General features: G+C 43.6%; 11 protein-coding genes, 1 other RNA gene and 2 pseudogenes. 7 read left to right on the top strand and 7 right to left on the bottom strand.

Going from position 1 to position 16,022, the window contains the following annotated elements:
- Window positions 1-46 precede the first annotated feature (46 nt).
- Complete coding sequence (gene ureC, locus O9324_RS05540) at window positions 47-1,756, top strand: urease subunit alpha (RefSeq protein ID WP_288139665.1); 1,710 nt, start codon at window positions 47-49, stop codon at window positions 1,754-1,756.
- Window positions 1,757-1,812: 56 nt separating this feature from the next.
- On the opposite strand, the gene O9324_RS05535 is transcribed toward ureC, so the two are convergent.
- From O9324_RS05535 to O9324_RS05525, 3 genes and pseudogenes are all read right to left on the bottom strand, one after another.
- Entirely contained in the window at window positions 1,813-2,148 is a 336-nt protein-coding gene (locus O9324_RS05535) for an LPP leucine zipper domain-containing protein (protein WP_159254403.1), read from the bottom strand.
- A 70-nt stretch (window positions 2,149-2,218) separates the two neighbouring features.
- Window positions 2,219-3,175 (bottom strand): CHAT domain-containing protein, encoded by a 957-nt coding sequence (locus tag O9324_RS05530; RefSeq protein ID WP_502846569.1) that lies wholly within the window; start codon window positions 3,173-3,175, stop codon window positions 2,219-2,221.
- Window positions 3,176-3,686: 511 nt separating this feature from the next.
- Window positions 3,687-3,957: pseudogene (locus O9324_RS05525) on the bottom strand (ISAzo13-like element transposase-related protein); the annotation flags it as partial.
- 26 nt (window positions 3,958-3,983) lie between these two features.
- Here O9324_RS05525 and O9324_RS05520 point away from each other — a divergent pair.
- Together O9324_RS05520 and O9324_RS05515 are read left to right on the top strand one after the other, a co-directional pair.
- Window positions 3,984-4,496, top strand: a pseudogene (locus O9324_RS05520) (RNA-guided endonuclease InsQ/TnpB family protein); the annotation flags it as partial.
- Window positions 4,497-4,546: 50 nt separating this feature from the next.
- Window positions 4,547-4,777 (top strand): hypothetical protein, encoded by a 231-nt coding sequence (locus tag O9324_RS05515; RefSeq protein WP_002784101.1) that lies wholly within the window; start codon window positions 4,547-4,549, stop codon window positions 4,775-4,777.
- Between the two features lie 421 nt (window positions 4,778-5,198).
- Here O9324_RS05515 and O9324_RS05510 read toward each other — a convergent pair whose 3' ends face one another.
- Entirely contained in the window at window positions 5,199-6,788 is a 1,590-nt protein-coding gene (locus O9324_RS05510) for a glycoside hydrolase family 57 protein (RefSeq protein ID WP_002772245.1), read from the bottom strand.
- Window positions 6,789-6,935: 147 nt separating this feature from the next.
- On the opposite strand from O9324_RS05510, the gene O9324_RS05505 reads away from it, so the two are divergent.
- Window positions 6,936-8,090 carry a histidine kinase gene (locus O9324_RS05505; RefSeq protein ID WP_288139663.1) on the top strand — a complete coding sequence of 385 codons (1,155 nt, stop codon included), beginning with the start codon at window positions 6,936-6,938 and terminating at the stop codon, window positions 8,088-8,090.
- Here the strand turns inward: O9324_RS05505 and O9324_RS05500 are convergent.
- Entirely contained in the window at window positions 8,068-8,895 is an 828-nt protein-coding gene (locus O9324_RS05500; protein WP_288139662.1) for an alpha/beta fold hydrolase, read from the bottom strand. The two genes, O9324_RS05505 and O9324_RS05500, sit on opposite strands and share 23 nt — an antisense overlap.
- A 189-nt stretch (window positions 8,896-9,084) precedes the next feature.
- Between O9324_RS05500 and rnpB the strand changes: the two genes are divergently transcribed.
- Together rnpB and rnc are read left to right on the top strand one after the other, a co-directional pair.
- Window positions 9,085-9,575: RNase P RNA component class A (rnpB, locus tag O9324_RS05495), an RNA gene on the top strand.
- A gap of 287 nt (window positions 9,576-9,862) precedes the next feature.
- Window positions 9,863-10,567 (top strand): ribonuclease III, encoded by a 705-nt coding sequence (gene rnc, locus O9324_RS05490; protein ID WP_288139661.1) that lies wholly within the window; start codon window positions 9,863-9,865, stop codon window positions 10,565-10,567.
- Between the two features lie 16 nt (window positions 10,568-10,583).
- Here the strand turns inward: rnc and O9324_RS05485 are convergent, their stop codons facing one another.
- On the bottom strand, window positions 10,584-11,654 hold the full coding sequence (locus O9324_RS05485) for a WD40 repeat domain-containing protein (RefSeq protein ID WP_288139660.1): 1,071 nt from the start codon (window positions 11,652-11,654) through the stop codon (window positions 10,584-10,586).
- An 87-nt stretch (window positions 11,655-11,741) separates the two neighbouring features.
- Window positions 11,742-12,035 carry a hypothetical protein gene (locus tag O9324_RS05480; RefSeq protein ID WP_288139659.1) on the bottom strand — a complete coding sequence of 98 codons (294 nt, stop codon included), beginning with the start codon at window positions 12,033-12,035 and terminating at the stop codon, window positions 11,742-11,744.
- Between the two features lie 830 nt (window positions 12,036-12,865).
- Here O9324_RS05480 and O9324_RS05475 point away from each other — a divergent pair.
- Window positions 12,866-15,106: a glycoside hydrolase gene (locus O9324_RS05475; RefSeq protein ID WP_288139658.1), complete on the top strand. Its 2,241-nt coding sequence runs from the start codon at window positions 12,866-12,868 to the stop codon at window positions 15,104-15,106.
- The last annotated feature ends 916 nt before the right edge of the window (window positions 15,107-16,022 follow it).

Raw genomic sequence — 16,022 nt, 5'->3', positions numbered from 1 at the left:
ATGCTTGACAGCTTATAATCAATGTCGATTTGAGAGAATTACCCCTATGAATTATCGCATCGATCGCCGCACCTATGCAGAAACCTACGGCCCCACCGTCGGAGATAAAGTTCGCCTGGCGGACACGGAATTATTTATCGAAGTCGAAAAAGATTTCACCACCTACGGCGATGAGGTAAAATTCGGCGGCGGTAAAGTAATTCGCGATGGTATGGGCCAATCCCCCATTTCTAGGGAAGATGGGGCGGTGGATTTGGTGATTACTAATGCCCTAATTCTCGACTGGTGGGGCATCGTTAAAGCCGATGTGGGCATTAAAGACGGCAAAATTTATAAAATCGGTAAAGCGGGCAATCCTCACATTCAAGATAATGTCGATATTATTATCGGTCCTGCTACCGAGGCATTAGCCGGGGAAGGGATGATTTTGACAGCAGGGGGGATTGATGCCCATATTCATTTTATCTGTCCCCAACAAATTGAGACAGCGATTGCGTCGGGGATTACCACGATGATTGGTGGCGGGACCGGACCTGCGACGGGAACTAATGCCACCACCTGCACCCCGGGAGAATGGAACATCTATCGAATGCTAGAGGCCGCCGAAGCTTTCCCGATGAATTTGGGTTTTTTGGGTAAAGGCAACAGCAGTCAGCCGGAAGGACTAGCGGAACAGGTAAAAGCGGGGGTAATTGGCTTAAAACTCCATGAAGATTGGGGAACCACTCCGGCAGCCATTGATACCTGTTTAAGCGTGGCCGATAAGTACGATGTGCAGGTGGCGATTCATACCGATACTCTCAATGAGGCCGGTTTTGTTGAGGCCACTATCGCCGCCTTTAAAAATCGCGTCATTCACACCTACCACACGGAAGGGGCCGGCGGTGGTCATGCTCCCGATATTATCAAGGTTTGCGGGGAAATGAACGTTTTACCCTCCTCTACTAATCCCACTCGTCCCTATACGACGAATACCTTAGAGGAACACCTCGATATGTTGATGGTTTGTCATCATTTAGACCGGAGTATTCCCGAAGATGTGGCCTTTGCCGAATCCCGCATCCGCCGCGAAACTATTGCCGCCGAGGATATTCTCCACGATTTAGGGGCTTTTAGCATCATTTCCTCCGATTCTCAAGCTATGGGACGGGTGGGAGAAGTAATTATCCGCACTTGGCAAACTGCCCACAAAATGCGGGTACAACGGGGCAGACTGACTGGGGAAACGGGCGAGAATGATAATCTGCGGGCAAGACGATATATTGCTAAATATACGATTAATCCTGCTATTACCCATGGTGTCTCCGATTATGTCGGTTCCATCGAGGTGGGCAAATTAGCCGATTTGGTTCTCTGGAAACCGGCATTTTTTGGCGTAAAACCGGAAATTGTCCTGAAAGGCGGTTTAATCGCCTGGGCGCAAATGGGCGATGCTAATGCCAGTATTCCCACACCCCAACCGGTTTATATGCGTCCCATGTTTGCCTCTTTTGGCGGTGCGAGCGCCAAAACTTCCTTGACATTTGTTTCTAAATATGCTATGAAAGCGGGCATTCCTGAGAAGTTAAAGCTGAAAAAAACCGCCGTAGCCGTGTCGAATACGCGCAATATCAGTAAGGCTAGTATGAAGCTGAATGACGCTTTACCGCGCATGGAAGTTAATCCCGAAACCTACGAAGTGCGTGCTGACGGGGAATTATTAATCTGTGAACCGGCTACGGTTTTACCCATGGCCCAGCGCTATTTCCTATTTTGAATTCGATTTCAGAAAACGGGTTTTTTCAAAAAACCCGTTTTCTTTTTGAATCACAGTTAAGGATTAGTAGGAAGGTTTGGTAAAAATAACTTAACTAATCCTGCCATTAGTGCAGCAACAATAGCAACAAAGATGGTTCGATTAGTAAATTCCAAGTTATCTAGTCGTTTATTCACGCCTGTTAATTCTCCTTTAACATTTGCTAGGTCAACTCTTAAGTTATTCACTTCTTCAGATAGCTTGTCTATTTTGCTATTAAGTTGTTCAGATAATCTGTCTATTTTGCCATTAAGTTGTTCAGATGACTTGTCTATTTTGTCATTAACTTCTTTGAATTGTCCTACAATAAAGTCTTTTAATTCTTTGAGGTCGTTTTCTGTAAATGTTGCCATTGTGTGACTCTCCTAGTAATTGTTTGTGATACCAATAATCTTACCACTAAGTTTAACTCCTCACCCTTCATCAGTCAAATTTCATCGAAGTTGCATCACCAGAAGGAATAAAACTTGCCCAATAAAAAGGATGTTTTTGCTTCTCACCCTTGAGCATTCCTAGTTGAATTTGTCGTAAAGCTTCACTGCGTCCTTCTCCTTTTTGTAAGCGTCCATAATAGGCGACCATTAAATCTTTAGTTGCGTCATCAGATACTTTCCAAAGGCTAATTAATTGGCTTTCACTACCTGCTATAACTAAAGCACGGCGCAATCCATAAACTCCCTGACCGATTTTAATATCTCCTTTCCCCGTATCGCAAGCAGAAAGGACAACTAATTTGATTCCGACTAAGTTTAAATTGGTAGTTTCTAAAGCAGTTAAAACCCCATCATCTCCTGCACTTTGACCGATTGTAACTCCTGCTAAAACTAACCCAGAACGCAATAAAGGATTCTCAACCACATTACGTTCACCTTGTAGGGGCGAATTGCGTTCGCCCGGATTACGTTCCGGTTTAAAAAAACCATGAGTAGCGATGTGGAGAATATTCGGTTTTTTCGCTTGTTTAACCGCGTTTTCTGTGGCTTGAGAACCAGTTAAAACAGTGGCTTGAGGTAAGATATTTTTAATCGCTTTAGCTTCTTCCTCTGTACCCGGAAGACCGGGAAAAGTAAACTCAGACAGGTCGATGGAACGAGTGAGAGCGACTTTTTCCCCTGCTTTACCATAGAAAGGATCAGCTACAATGAGCGGCGATTGTTGACTGGCAAATTTATCTTTAAGGCGCAGTAAATCCCGTCCAGAAGTGAGATAGGTAATATGATAATTTTCCACTAAGTATTGATTATTTTCATCTACTAACGCTTCAAAGGGAATTAAATTAAGTGCAGCATCAGGAGAAAGCAGAATTGTTTTAGTATTGCCTAATAATTGACGGATAGGCTGCATCAATTCCTCATCAAGTTGACGCTCTGATTTTTGCAGTTGAGGGAGAGGAGTTTGTGCGTCTGCAAGATTGTCACGGAAGTAAATTAATTTGTCGTCAATCGGTTTGGCTTCCCCTAAATCCTTGGCTTTGATGTCACCATTAGGATAGAGAATATAAACAGCATAACGAGGATTGCCAAAACGTTTATTTTCAGGCGCTTTAGGATTAAAAGGTTGATAGCGGACTATTTCAACTAAAGCAGCATTAGCAGGAATTAGCTTTTGAATACCTTCCAGGGTAATGGGTTGGGATAGGCTACGAAATTCGGCACTACGACGACCGATTTTATCCTCTATTTCTTTTGCTTTTGCGGTAACTTCGTTAAGTTGTTGACGGTAAATTTCTGGTGAGGGAAAATCATCAGGCTTTTTAAAAGTCAGGTTAGATAGTTGAGTCCGAACTTCAATCAGTTGAGTTAAGGGACTTGCGTAAAAATAAGATGCCAGCTAGGAGGGCAGAACCGTCACATCCCATTTGGGCAAAGTTTCAGAACGCTGCGTTGAAAGGTTGCAATTGTTCTAGTTCTTTAGCCAAAACCTTCACCCCTTTTTCATAAGTTCCTTCTACCAAATGCACGCTTAGGTTTTATCCCCTTCCAAGTCATGTTAGAAGCCCAATTAAGAGCCGCATCAATTGAATCTAAAATTGCCCCATTCCAATAGTTCTCTAAGACAGCCCAACACCGTTCAATGGGATTATATTTACTATGGTAAGGTGGGTAGTAGATGAGCCGTATTTGCCATTGAGTTTTTCGGGCAAATTCTACCATTCTGTTGATTTAGCATAAAGAGTAACGAAGAGCCCAAAAAGCAGTCTAATAACTACAAAAAAGCTAGTCAAAAATACGCTAAGGGACACTTAAAAGTAAGTAGGCAACGAGAAGAGTTTGCTAAAAAATTGGCACTCCGTTTAATTCAGTCAAACGACTTGATAGCCCAGGTCGATTTAAAAGTCAAGAACCTTGTGCGTAATCGAAAACTAGCTAAGAGTATCAATGATGCTGGTTGGTCACAATTGAGAAAATGGATAGAGTATTTTGGCATTAAATACGGCAGGCTAACTATTGCTATTAATCCCGCCTATACAAGTCAAGAATGCCTTAATTGTGGTCGGTTAATCCAAAAGTCTCTATCAGTTATAACTCATGTTTGTTCCTGCGGATATGTGGAAGATAGAGACAAAATGGCGGCATTAAATATACTCAAAAAAGCTACGATAGGGCATATCGGAAGCTGGTCGTCAGACCTAAACGCTTGGGGAGATTTAAGCTCTATTTTGGTTGGTAGCAATACCTGTCAAGACAACTTGAGTCAGTGAACCAAGAATCCCTCGCTTAAGCGCGATGGGAGTGTCAATGCGATAAACCTATGACTAAACTGCTGCAACAGGCGATCGCTCAAATCCAACAACTTCCGCCCGAACAACAAGATGCAATCGCATCGCGGTTTCTGGATGAGTTGAAAGACGAGCAAAAATGGGAAGCTAGTTTTGCTGCCACAACAGATGAGCAATGGGAGCAGATGACTGCGATGGTGCGTCAGGAAATAGCAATGGGTGAAACTACTCTAGCCAGTGAAGTATTTCCGACACAAAAATGAAATCAAGTGTCACCAAAACGTTTCGTAAACAGCTTAATAATCTTCCTGCATCAGTTCAGGAACAAGCAGCAAAAGAAAACTCCATGGCTAACAAGTTCTTGCGGGCAGAACGGAGGTTGACGCTATCGGTTATGATCCAAAAATAATCGCTGTTCGGCACTTGACCGAACGTTCAATCAGCTGTAGCCAGTAATACATTTGCACTAAATAATAAAATCGGCGTTGCAGCCATCAATATCTGAATGCTAATTGTGCATCGTATCTACAAGTTAACTTAGTCCCAAGTTTTAAGAATGGCCTAGAGAATAATTCATCCTTAAAATCAGCAACGCCGAATTAATTGGCACGGATAGAATCAGAAAGCAACAAGGTGCGCTACAGCTTGTAACGCACCAAAATTTTTATTAATCTCTAACAAAGATTACAGAGGTCGATAGACGCGGTAATCAATATTGGGGAAAATATTATCGATTTCCTCGACTTTTTCCAACCAACCAGCGTCAATCTTCTCCGATTTCACATCTTCATAGATTTTATTTAACCGCAGCAGGTGGGAACGAGTGCGCCGGACAGCATAGGGAACCATCGTACCGGTTCGCATAATAAAGGCCCAGTCAGAAGATTGTGCCAATAATAACTCCCGGGCCGCCTGATTTAAAGCCCGTTCCTGTAATTCATCCTCCGCTTCATGATGACTTAATTCAATCATCCGTTCCGTGCCTTTGTGCAGGTGAGGATAGATCCAAGCGTTAGTTTCATTCAGCCAGTATTCATGGAAACCCTTATAACCCCAACTGGATTGGGAAGGACGACAGACCTGCTGATGGGGGTTAGACCGGAGATAATCGGCTAAATGGGTCATTTGGTAGATATTTTGGTCATACCAAGACTTGCGGAACAGAAAATCGATAAACCAGGGTCCCTCATACCACCAGTGACCGAATAACTCGGCATCGTAGGGAGAAACAACCAGGGGAGGACGGCCCATAATTCCCGCTAAACTCTCCACTTGCCGCTCGCGATTATACATAAAATTGCCCGCGTGTTCGGCGGCTTTTTCTTTGGCCCAGTAGGGGTCATAAAGCCCTTTTTCCGATAAACCACCGTCCCGGCTAGTAATTTTGTGGTATTTAATGCCTATATTCTTGCGTTGACCGTTGGGCATGATATAGGGCTTAATATACTCGTATTCCGCTTCCCAGCCCAAATCTTTATAGAATTCCCGATAAACTATATCCCCCGGATAACCGACTTGGGAAGACCAAACCTGTTGGGAAGATTCGTGGTCACGACCGAAAGCAGCCACCCCGGTTTCTGTGAAAATCGGCGCATAACTGCCGTAACGGGGGCGCGGACGACCGTAGAGAATACCGTGGCCATCGACGAGGAAATAACGAATGCCCGCATCGGCTAACATTCTTTCTACCCCTTCATAGTAGGCACATTCCGGCAACCAAATGCCCTTGGGACGACGACCGAAATTTTCTTCGTAGTGTTGACAGGCCACCTCAATTTGCGCCCACACCGCTTGTGGGTACATTTTCATCAGGGGCATATAACCATGGGTCGCACCACAGGTGATAATTTCTAGGTTATTACTGTCGAGGAATTGTTTAAAAGCTTTGACCAGATCTCGATCGTATTTTTCCCAAGTTTGTCGGATACTTTGGAAGGATTCAGCGTAATATTCGGCTAAGTAGCGAATATGGCCATTATGTTGATTATGGTCGATTTCTTTAGCAATTAATTCTTCTAACTTACCTAAGTGTTCTTCATAGCGCTCTTGCAGTAACGGATCCCGCAGCATCGACACCAACGGCGGAGTCATGCTCATGGTCATTTTAAAATCGATACCGTCCCGCTTGAGACCTTCAAAAACTTGCAGGAGAGGGATGTAGGTTTCTGTGATTGCTTCGTATAACCATTCTTCTTCGAGGACGTAATCGCTTTCGGGATGGCGGACGAAAGGGAGATGAGCGTGGAGAACTAGGGCAACATAGCCAAAAGCCATAGGATTTCTTCTTAGAATTAAGGAATAAAACTTTAAGATTAGGTTGAGTAGATTTTATACTATCTTAAGCTTCTACAATAAAGAATATGATAAAAGTCGATCGATCATCGATCGATCTCGTCAATCCCTAGGTTTACTAATTTTCCGATGCTCCCATCTAACGAGCCACTGACTGCTTTAGGAAGAGAGACGACAACGCCTCTCTCGATTCAACTTTTGCTGTTTGTTGATGACCGTCCCAGTTCTCAAGAAATTACCCGTCAAATTCAGTCCTATCTCCAGTCTTTAAAGTCTGATTACCCGATTGACCTACAAATCATCGAAATTCGCCAGCAACCTCATTTAGTCGAACATTTTCGCCTTGTAGCTACCCCTGCCTTGGTCAAAATTGCCCCCGGCCCCCGTCATACCCTCGCGGGCAGTAATCTGGTGGAACAGTTTAAAAAATGGTTGGTACGCTGGCAAAAAGCGATTAAAGAGGAGGTCAAAAATCATCACGCTGAGGATGGACAACTTCAAGAGGTGGAACATTCGGGCGAACTCATCCGCATCGCCGATGAGGTTTTTCGTCTTAAACAGGAAAAGGAAGAATTATTAGAACAATTAAAATTTAAAGACCAAATTTTGGCTATGTTAGCCCACGATTTACGCAGTCCTCTCACCGCCGCTTCCATCGCCGTGGAAACCCTCGAATTAGCCTATCATCAACCAGATACGGAGCGCAGTCTGCAATTACGAGAACAACTGCACCAACAGGCCCGCAAACAGTTCCGGATTATGAACCGTTTGATCACGGATATTCTACAAGCTTCTAAGAGCATGGCGGCGCAATTCACTCTCCAACAGAGTAAATTTTATCTGCAATCCCTCTGTCAGGAAATTTTGTCTCAATTTACCGATACTTTTCAGGAAAAGACTTTAATTCTCCAAAGCGATATCCCCCAAGATCTGCCCCCCGTCTATGCTGATGAGGAGTTAATCCGACAGGTGATTATTAATCTCTTGGAGAATGGCATCAAATATACCCCCGCTGGCGGCGCAATTACCCTTTCTGTCCTCCATCGTACTACTCAAAAAGTACAGGTGAGCATCAGTGATACCGGCCCCGGCATTCCCGAAGAAAAACAAGAGCATATTTTTGAGGGTCATGTGCGTCTCAAACGGGATGAGGGTAAAGAAGGTTATGGCATCGGTTTATCGGTCTGTCGCAAGATTATTCGCGCCCACTATGGTCAAATTTGGGTGGATAGTGTCCCCGACCACGGCAGTAGTTTTCACTTCACTCTGCCAGTTTATCGCTAAAATGCGCCGCTAACCAAGCATCAATGTCCCCTAAAACTAAGTCGGGGATTTCCCAGGGGAACAGATGGGCCGTATCTGGGTAACATTTCCACTGAGACAGTTTCAGGTTTTCGGCCGTTTCTTGGCTCGAGGCACTGGTAATATGGCGATCATTTGCTCCCGCTAGAACTAAGCAGGGAATTGTGATTTTGTCAAGAGATTTTAAACAATTGTAACCTTTTTTTAAAGCCCGATTTAAAGCGCGATCGGCAGATGGAGAAGTGCCTAAGTAGGCGGGAACAGCATCTTGAGCGAGATATTGATAGGATAGCGCTTGATGTTGTGAAAAAAGGTACTGAAACAGGGAACGACGGGCAAAAGTATCAATATTCCAACGCCATCCCGGTTTGATCTGATTGAGAATTGCCGCTATCCCCGTCAAAACTAAGTCTGTGGTGGTGATGGGAGGATGACTACCCCAAGGCCGCGCAGCCGAGGCAACTAGAATTAAACCAGGAAAGCGATCGGGATGCCGCAATACTAATTCCAGGGCGATTATACCCCCCAAAGACCAACCGAGAATTAAACATTGCTGGATTTTTTGGCGATCGAGCAGCCCGATTAAATCCTCTAGATGTTCTTCTAGCTGAAAATCCGGGCGATAACGACTTTTCCCGTAGCCGCGCAGATCCGGGGCCAGGGTTTGCCAGCGTTGGCAAAAATGATCGGTAAATACAGACATACTACCAGCCGAACCGGGATGACCGTGCAGACAGAGGATCGGATAGCCATTACCTTTGATCTTAACGTTGAGAGCGATCGACATGGAGCAGTTATCAGTTATCAGTTATCAGTTATCAGATTTGAGTTTTAAGTGAGCAGTATGTATTAAGCGAGCAGTATTAAATAGCAGTTTCCTGCTGTCTTTTCACTGTTCACTGTTTACTGATCACTGATTATTGACTGGGATATATGAGCGATCGAGTCTCTGGTATGTCAAACTAGAGAATAGGAGAGAGTTGGTCTAGAGGTTGCGGGGTCATTTGATCAATGATTCCGAGGAAAGTCCGAACTCCCGAAAGACCACACTTGCTGGATAACGTCCAGTGCGCGTGAGCGTGAGGATAGTGCCACAGAAAAATACCGCCCCCTTTTTCAGTGTTGCCAAAGGCACGGCGTAGCCGTCCAGTAAACAGTAACGAAAGTAAATTTACTGATAACTAATAACTTTCCACTGATAACTGATCACTGATAACTGATTGGGGGTAAGGGTGCAAAGGTGCGGTAAGAGCGCACCAGCAGTATCGAGAGGTACTGGCTCGGTAAACCCCGGTGGGGAGCAAGGTGGAGGGACAAAGGTTGGTCTTTTTCCTGTCCCGTTTTTAGGAACCGCTTGAGGTAATTGGTAACAATTATCCCAGATAGATAACCTCTATTCCAACAAAGGTAAAAGCAATTTTACTGCTGTTGGGAAATACAGAATTCGGCTTATGTCTGACTCTCTCCTTTATCAGTAATCAGTATTCAGTTATCAGTTATCAGCTTCTGAACGCAAAAGGCAAAGGCTCCAAAAAAGAATCTGGCAAATCTCCTACCTAAAAAGAAGGGTGGAAACTAAGTACATCAAAGCTTTTAGCTTAACAAATTAGGTTTTAGATTCGGCCTTTGTTACCATTTCACTGTTTACTGTTTACTTTTTACTTTTTACTTTTTACTTTTTACTGATCATTGAAAAAAATCTCCCCACTTCATAATTCATAATTTATAATTCATAATTTATAATTCCCGCTCCCATGTCCTTAAGTGATCCCCGTCGCCAAAAACAATTAAAAACCCTAGTGGAAAAGCTGGGTTTATCAGCTGATGTCCCCGTCAGGTGGGATTTATTGGATTTAGCTCTAACTCATCCCAGTGTTTCCCGTGATAAGAATTATGAACAATTGGAATTTGTAGGCGATTCTGTGGTAAGACTCGTGGCGGCGGAGGTATTGTTAGAAACCTATCCAGAGGCGCTCGTGGGAGAATTTGCCGCCCTGCGATCGATGATGGTTAGCGATCGCACTCTGGCGGAATTTGCGGATCGCTACGGTTTCGAGCGTTATTTGTTGGTATCAAGTAGTACGAGTATTGATCGGGCGGGGCGAATTTCTCGACTAGCAGACGCTTTTGAGGCAGTTTTAGGAGCCTTATATCTTAGTACACAGACGATGATTTTAGTGCGTTCTTGGTTAGATGAACCACTAAGGGAAAAAGCGGCCGAAATTCGTCGAGATCCGGCCCGACAGAATTATAAGGATGCCTTGCAGGAGTGGACACAAGCAAAATACAAAAAACTGCCGCAATATTTAGTAAAAGAAATCAATGGTTTAGATCAAGACCGTTTTTGTGCGGAAGTGTGGTTAAATGAGCAGAAATTAGGAGTGGGAACAGGCAGAAGCAAAAAAGCGGCGGAACAGGCAGCGGCGAAATCGGCTTTTCTAGAAGTAGTTAAAGGCTAAATGCGGGCATTTTTGCCTAACGGACGAATTGCCAGAGGCGAATTTTAAAATCATAATTACCACTAGCCAAATACTGCCCATCGGGACTAAAAGCGAGGGATTCCACCCAGTCGGAATTATTATCAAACCAGGCCAATTGTTTACCCGTCGTCACATCCCATAAACGCACACCGTCATTACTGGCACTAGCGAGAATTTGTCCGTTAGGATGGAGTGCCAAGGAACGAATTCGGGCCGTATGACCGATGAGGGTAAATAATAACTGATTATTGCTCGTATCCCAGATTTTAATCGTGCGGTCTAAACTACCCGTAATTAAATTTTTACCGTCGGGAGTGTATAAAAGCTGGCTCACCGCTTGGGGATGGGCGGCAAATTTCGATAAAAATTTGCCCTCGCGGATGTCCCAAAAATGTACCTCACCGTCTTCATGACCGCTGGCCAGGGTGACACCATCGGATTTCATCCCTAGGGAATAAACAAAATTACCCACCCAATTTAAACGATAGAGGGGACGGCGGGGGGGTTGCACTGTCCAGAGGCGAATTCCTTCCAAACCACCACTAATTAACGTTTTACCATCGGGAGTAACGGTGAGGGCGAGGACAGTATTACCGTGTTCGAGGGCAATTCCTAAATACTTGCCTTCCACCAGATTCCAAAAATTAATCGAACCATCTGAACCGCTACTAACTAATAATTTTTCGTTAGGAGTAATAGCTAAAGCTTTGACGCTGGTTCTTTGGGCCCGAGTTTGGGAAACTTTTTGCCCTGTTTTTACTGACCAAATTCTCAGGAGAGGATCCGTATCACTACCACCAGCGAGAACAAATTGGTTATCGGGGCTGAAAATCACAGCATTAGGGGTGGATTGTTGCCCTTCTAAGGTTTTAGCGAGGGTAAGTCTGCCTAAACCTTCTACTAGGATAGTTTCTGGGTTTTTTTCGCCACTTTCAGCGGCGGGTTTAGGGGGGGCAATAGGACTTTGGGCCTGACTAAGTTGATGTTGCCCGATTGTCAGCGTGGTTAGGACAGTGACCACAATTGCTCCGACAAGTTTCTCCCCACCCGTAAATCGGAATTTCATAAATTTAGTTGAATATTAACAAATGAACGGTGCTATAGATTCTAGCCTTTGAGGGGATTGATTGCCAAGCAAGGTGAAATTTTTGAGCTAAGAAGGTCGATTTTTTTCGTTTTTCAGGTTTGGTAAAGCTACTTGACCCGATTGGGGCGGTAAATAGTATCTTGCCGCTTCTTCTTTGTTGATTACCCTGCTTTTTTGGCTCTGTTGCCACCGGGCGAATATAGCAATCGCCATAATCGTTGCCCCTAAAGATAGCAGTGTCCATCTTTGTCCTAGAACCCCGATGATGACATCTACTGCCGCTGCGGTAAAGATAAAGCTAGTTATTGGTTCTTGACGGTAAGCTTTCTTGAGAAAACGCGGCCAGAGGAGATTACTCATTTTATCTATTATTTCTACGGTTTCGATAATTCCAGCTTATCCTAAATAGTTGGACAAAGGTAAAGTTAACTGTGGAGTCAGGAGTCAGTAGCCGGTCGTCAGTAGCCGGTCGTCGGTCGTCAGTAAGAATTGCGGCAATTTACATTTCTTAAGATAGACAACAGAATTTAAGTAGGTGGGTGGAATTAAATATAAGATGAACGTAACGTAGGTTGGGTTGAAGCATGAAACCCAACGCCCGATTATGTTACGCTACCGCTAACCCATCCTACAAATAATTGTGCCTCCCTACTTATGTCCGACTACTTATCATCCTAAAAAATGTTGTTGATCGGGTGATGGGGGGTTTTTCAGTGAACAGTAATCAGTAATCAGTAATCAGTGAACAGTAATCAGTCATCAGTATATCTCCTGCAAAAATCAAAAATCTTCCGTTAGGCAAGGATAATTCGAGACAGGAGGATAAAAAAGACAACAGACAGCTATCAAAACCATAAAACCTAAGATTATGCCAAATTTATCTTAATTTTCAGATATTTTAACCCGATAGCGGCTTGATAACTGACTTTTGCAGGAGGTCTAGTAAACAGTGAACAGTAAACAGTAAGGCCGAATAATATTAGGGATTCTACTGCTGAACTCCCAATACTCACCGCCGGAGAATCCGATCCTTTAACAAATACAAAGAGAAGATACCCCCTCAAAACCCGTTGATAGGATTATGGTAGTGACCGAAATCAACTTTTAAGAATCTATAACAGGCTTTTTGTCCATTATTATCTAAATAACGGCTAAACAGCCTGTTGTATGCACTTTTTCTCGGTATTATCATGACCTATCCTCTCTACGTCGCTTTTATTTGGCATCAACACCAACCCCTCTACAAATCCTGTCAAACTCGCACCGATGCTTCGGGACAATATCGCTTACCCTGGGTGCGACTGCATGGGGTGAAAGATTATCTCGATTTAATCCTGATTCTAGAACGTTACCCGAAATTACACCAAACCGTCAACCTTGTCCCCTCTTTAATCCTGCAATTAGAGGATTACGTCAATGGACTAGCTATAGACCCCTATCTTGCTCTCACCGTCACCCCAGAAGCGCAATTAACCCTGGCACAAAAACACTTTATCCTTGAACACTTTTTCGATGCTAACCATCGTACCCTGATCGATCCGCACCCCCGTTACGCCCAATTATACGCACAGCGTCAAGAAAACGGTCATAGTTGGTGTATTAGCCATTGGAATCTGCAAGATTATAGCGATCTCTTGGCTTGGCATAACCTCGCGTGGATCGATCCTATCTTTCACAGTGACCCAGAAATCGCTACTTGGTTAGAACAGGGAAAAAACTTCACTTTAAGCGATCGCCAGCGAATTATCTCCAAACAGCGTCAAATTCTGCGTCGTATCTTGCCGCAACATCGGTTAATGCAGGAAACTGGACAACTAGAAATCATTACCAGTCCCTACACCCATCCGATTTTACCCCTGCTGGCCAACTCGGAAGCCGGCCGGGTAGCGGTGCCAAATATGACCCTTCCTCGCCAATATTTCCACTATCCTGAAGATATTTCCCGTCATCTCCGGAAAGCTTGGCAAATCTATATCGATCGCTTTGATAAACAACCTCGAGGACTTTGGCCCTCGGAACAATCCGTTAGTCCCGCAATTCTCCCCGCTGTCGCTAAACAGGGTTTTCAGTGGTTATGTTCCGATGAGGGAGTGTTAGGTTGGTCCCTGGGACATTACTTTCATCGCGACGAAAAAGGCAATATTAGTGAACCGGAATTGCTTTATCGTCCCTACCTTCTGGAAACTAGCAACGGCAATTTATCCATGGTTTTCCGCGATCATCGTCTCTCGGATCTGATCGGATTTAGCTATAGTGGCATGAAAGCGCAAGAGGCCGCTACAGACTTAGTTAAACACCTAGAAGCGATCGCCGAACAACTGAAAACCAACGCAGAAACCACGACGCTAGAAAAACCCTGGTTAGTTACCATTGCGCTAGATGGCGAAAACTGTTGGGAAAACTATCATCAAGACGGTTTACCCTTCCTAGAGAACCTTTATCAACTTTTAAGCGACCACCAAGCGATCGAATTAGTCACCGTCTCGGAATATCTCGATCGCTTTCCGGCTAATGCTAAAATCCCTGTCAATCAACTTCATAGCGGCTCTTGGATCGATGCCAATTTTACCACTTGGATCGGCGATCCCGCTAAAAATAAAGCTTGGGAATATCTAATTTTAGCCCGTCAAACCCTCGCCAATCACCCGGAAGCGACGGAAGATAATAACCCCGACGCGTGGGAAGCATTGTATGCAGCGGAAGGTTCCGATTGGTTTTGGTGGTTTGGTTATGGCCATTCCTCCAATCATGACGCAATTTTTGACCAACTTTTCCGTGAACACCTGATCGCTCTTTATCAAGCTTTAAATGAGCCAATTCCCTCCTATTTGCTCGAACCGGTGGAAGAACACGGGGATAAACAAACTAATCGTCCACTGGCTTTCATTCACCCCATTATCGACGGTTTTGGTGACGAACAGGATTGGGATAAAGCTGGACGGATCGAAATTGGTGGCGCCAGTGGTACAATGCACCGGACTTCCTTAGTACAAAGGCTCTTTTTCGGTTGGGATCACCTCAATTTTTATCTGCGTTTCGATTGGAAACCGGGGGCAGAATTAGGCAAAGATATCCCCGCAGAAGTGCATTTATATTGGTATTATGATGAAGTGCATCGTCTGCAAAGTCCAATTCCCCTAGCAGATATTCCCCCTCGATCGCCCCTCGATTACGGTTATCATCATCATCTAGGAGTTAATTTAATTACGGAATTTACTTGGTTAGAAGTCGCTCAAGAATATTTTACTTGGCAACGAATTCCTAGTAGTGCCAAAGCTTCTTTTAATCAATGTTTGGAAATTGCTGTCCCCTGGGAAGGATTACATATTGAACCCGATGCTCGTCTCCATTTAATCGCAGTTTTAGCCAATCAAGGTCAATACTATGATTTCCTCCCCGTTGAAGAATTAATCTTCCTGCAAAGACCTTAAATTAGTAATCAGTGATCAGTTATCAAACGTCAGCAAACCCTAGTTAAGTACCTAAGCAAAATTAAAATAAGGCTTTTGACCTGTTAAAATCCGATGTTAGTGCAAGAATATAGGATTGAGATCTTCAAAAACCTTGCATTATCCTTCTTACAGTATATAAACTGGTACAAAAAAAGAGGGCAACAAAGCCTGAAACGACCGGCTACTGACTCCTACCCCCACGAAAAACTTTTTCAGCAAACCCTAATTACACATATCTAACCACTGATATTAAATGTTTTGAGAATCTTTTATTAATAAAAAAACTGGGAGTAACAGAGAATAGTACAAGTCATAGGGTTTCTCGGCACTTAAGGTATATTTGCTGATAAACTCCTTTAGTGGCAAGAATCTATAGGCAATCCACATTTGTGAAAAACGATAGAATACAAAATTAATCGAGCAAAAGATGATTTTTTAATCTTGTCTTATCTAGATGTTAAAGAAAGTCCTATAGCATTGTTTTCGGGTCTATTATTTTAAGTGCTTTTCGCATTAGAAATTTTTCAGACCCTATCACCGCAGGTTGTAGAAAAAAAGTCGGTATTCGATGAATACCACTCTATATTTGGTGGAATCAGAAATTATTCGTCTGTTTCTACCTGTATTTTTTTACACACGGGACTTTTGCTCGATACTCCCCATCGTCACAGATAGACGAAATAAACGGAGCGAGTGTAATTTATCCAGATACAAAGGACAAGAAAGCGATGATTACTTTTGACGACCAAGACACCAGCAATTCTCATTTTGAAAAAAATCAGATAAAATTCTCTTATTTAAATAGAGAACTTGTGTAGAAGCATTATTTTTTGACAGATAATTATCATCCAACACTGGAGATAGACAGGTTTTAAGAAATCTGTCCACGAAAAAT

The organism is Microcystis sp. LE19-84.1B (assembly GCF_027531875.1).
Classification (GTDB): domain Bacteria; phylum Cyanobacteriota; class Cyanobacteriia; order Cyanobacteriales; family Microcystaceae; genus Microcystis; species Microcystis panniformis.
The sequence above is the reverse complement of the archived record's forward strand: the minus strand, read 5'-3'. Positions and strand labels throughout refer to the sequence as shown.

Coding starts and splice junctions, on each gene's coding strand:
- ureC (WP_288139665.1), top strand. CDS start 47: ATGAATTATCGCATCGATCGCCGCACCTATGCAGAAACCTACGGCCCC.
- O9324_RS05535 (WP_159254403.1), bottom strand. CDS start 2,148: ATGGCAACATTTACAGAAAACGACCTCAAAGAATTAAAAGACTTTATT.
- O9324_RS05515 (WP_002784101.1), top strand. CDS start 4,547: ATGACTAAACTGCTGCAACAGGCGATCGCTCAAATCCAACAACTTCCG.
- O9324_RS05510 (WP_002772245.1), bottom strand. CDS start 6,788: ATGGCTTTTGGCTATGTTGCCCTAGTTCTCCACGCTCATCTCCCTTTC.
- O9324_RS05505 (WP_288139663.1), top strand. CDS start 6,936: ATGCTCCCATCTAACGAGCCACTGACTGCTTTAGGAAGAGAGACGACA.
- O9324_RS05500 (WP_288139662.1), bottom strand. CDS start 8,895: ATGTCGATCGCTCTCAACGTTAAGATCAAAGGTAATGGCTATCCGATC.
- rnc (WP_288139661.1), top strand. CDS start 9,863: ATGTCCTTAAGTGATCCCCGTCGCCAAAAACAATTAAAAACCCTAGTG.
- O9324_RS05485 (WP_288139660.1), bottom strand. CDS start 11,654: ATGAAATTCCGATTTACGGGTGGGGAGAAACTTGTCGGAGCAATTGTG.
- O9324_RS05480 (WP_288139659.1), bottom strand. CDS start 12,035: ATGAGTAATCTCCTCTGGCCGCGTTTTCTCAAGAAAGCTTACCGTCAA.
- O9324_RS05475 (WP_288139658.1), top strand. CDS start 12,866: ATGACCTATCCTCTCTACGTCGCTTTTATTTGGCATCAACACCAACCC.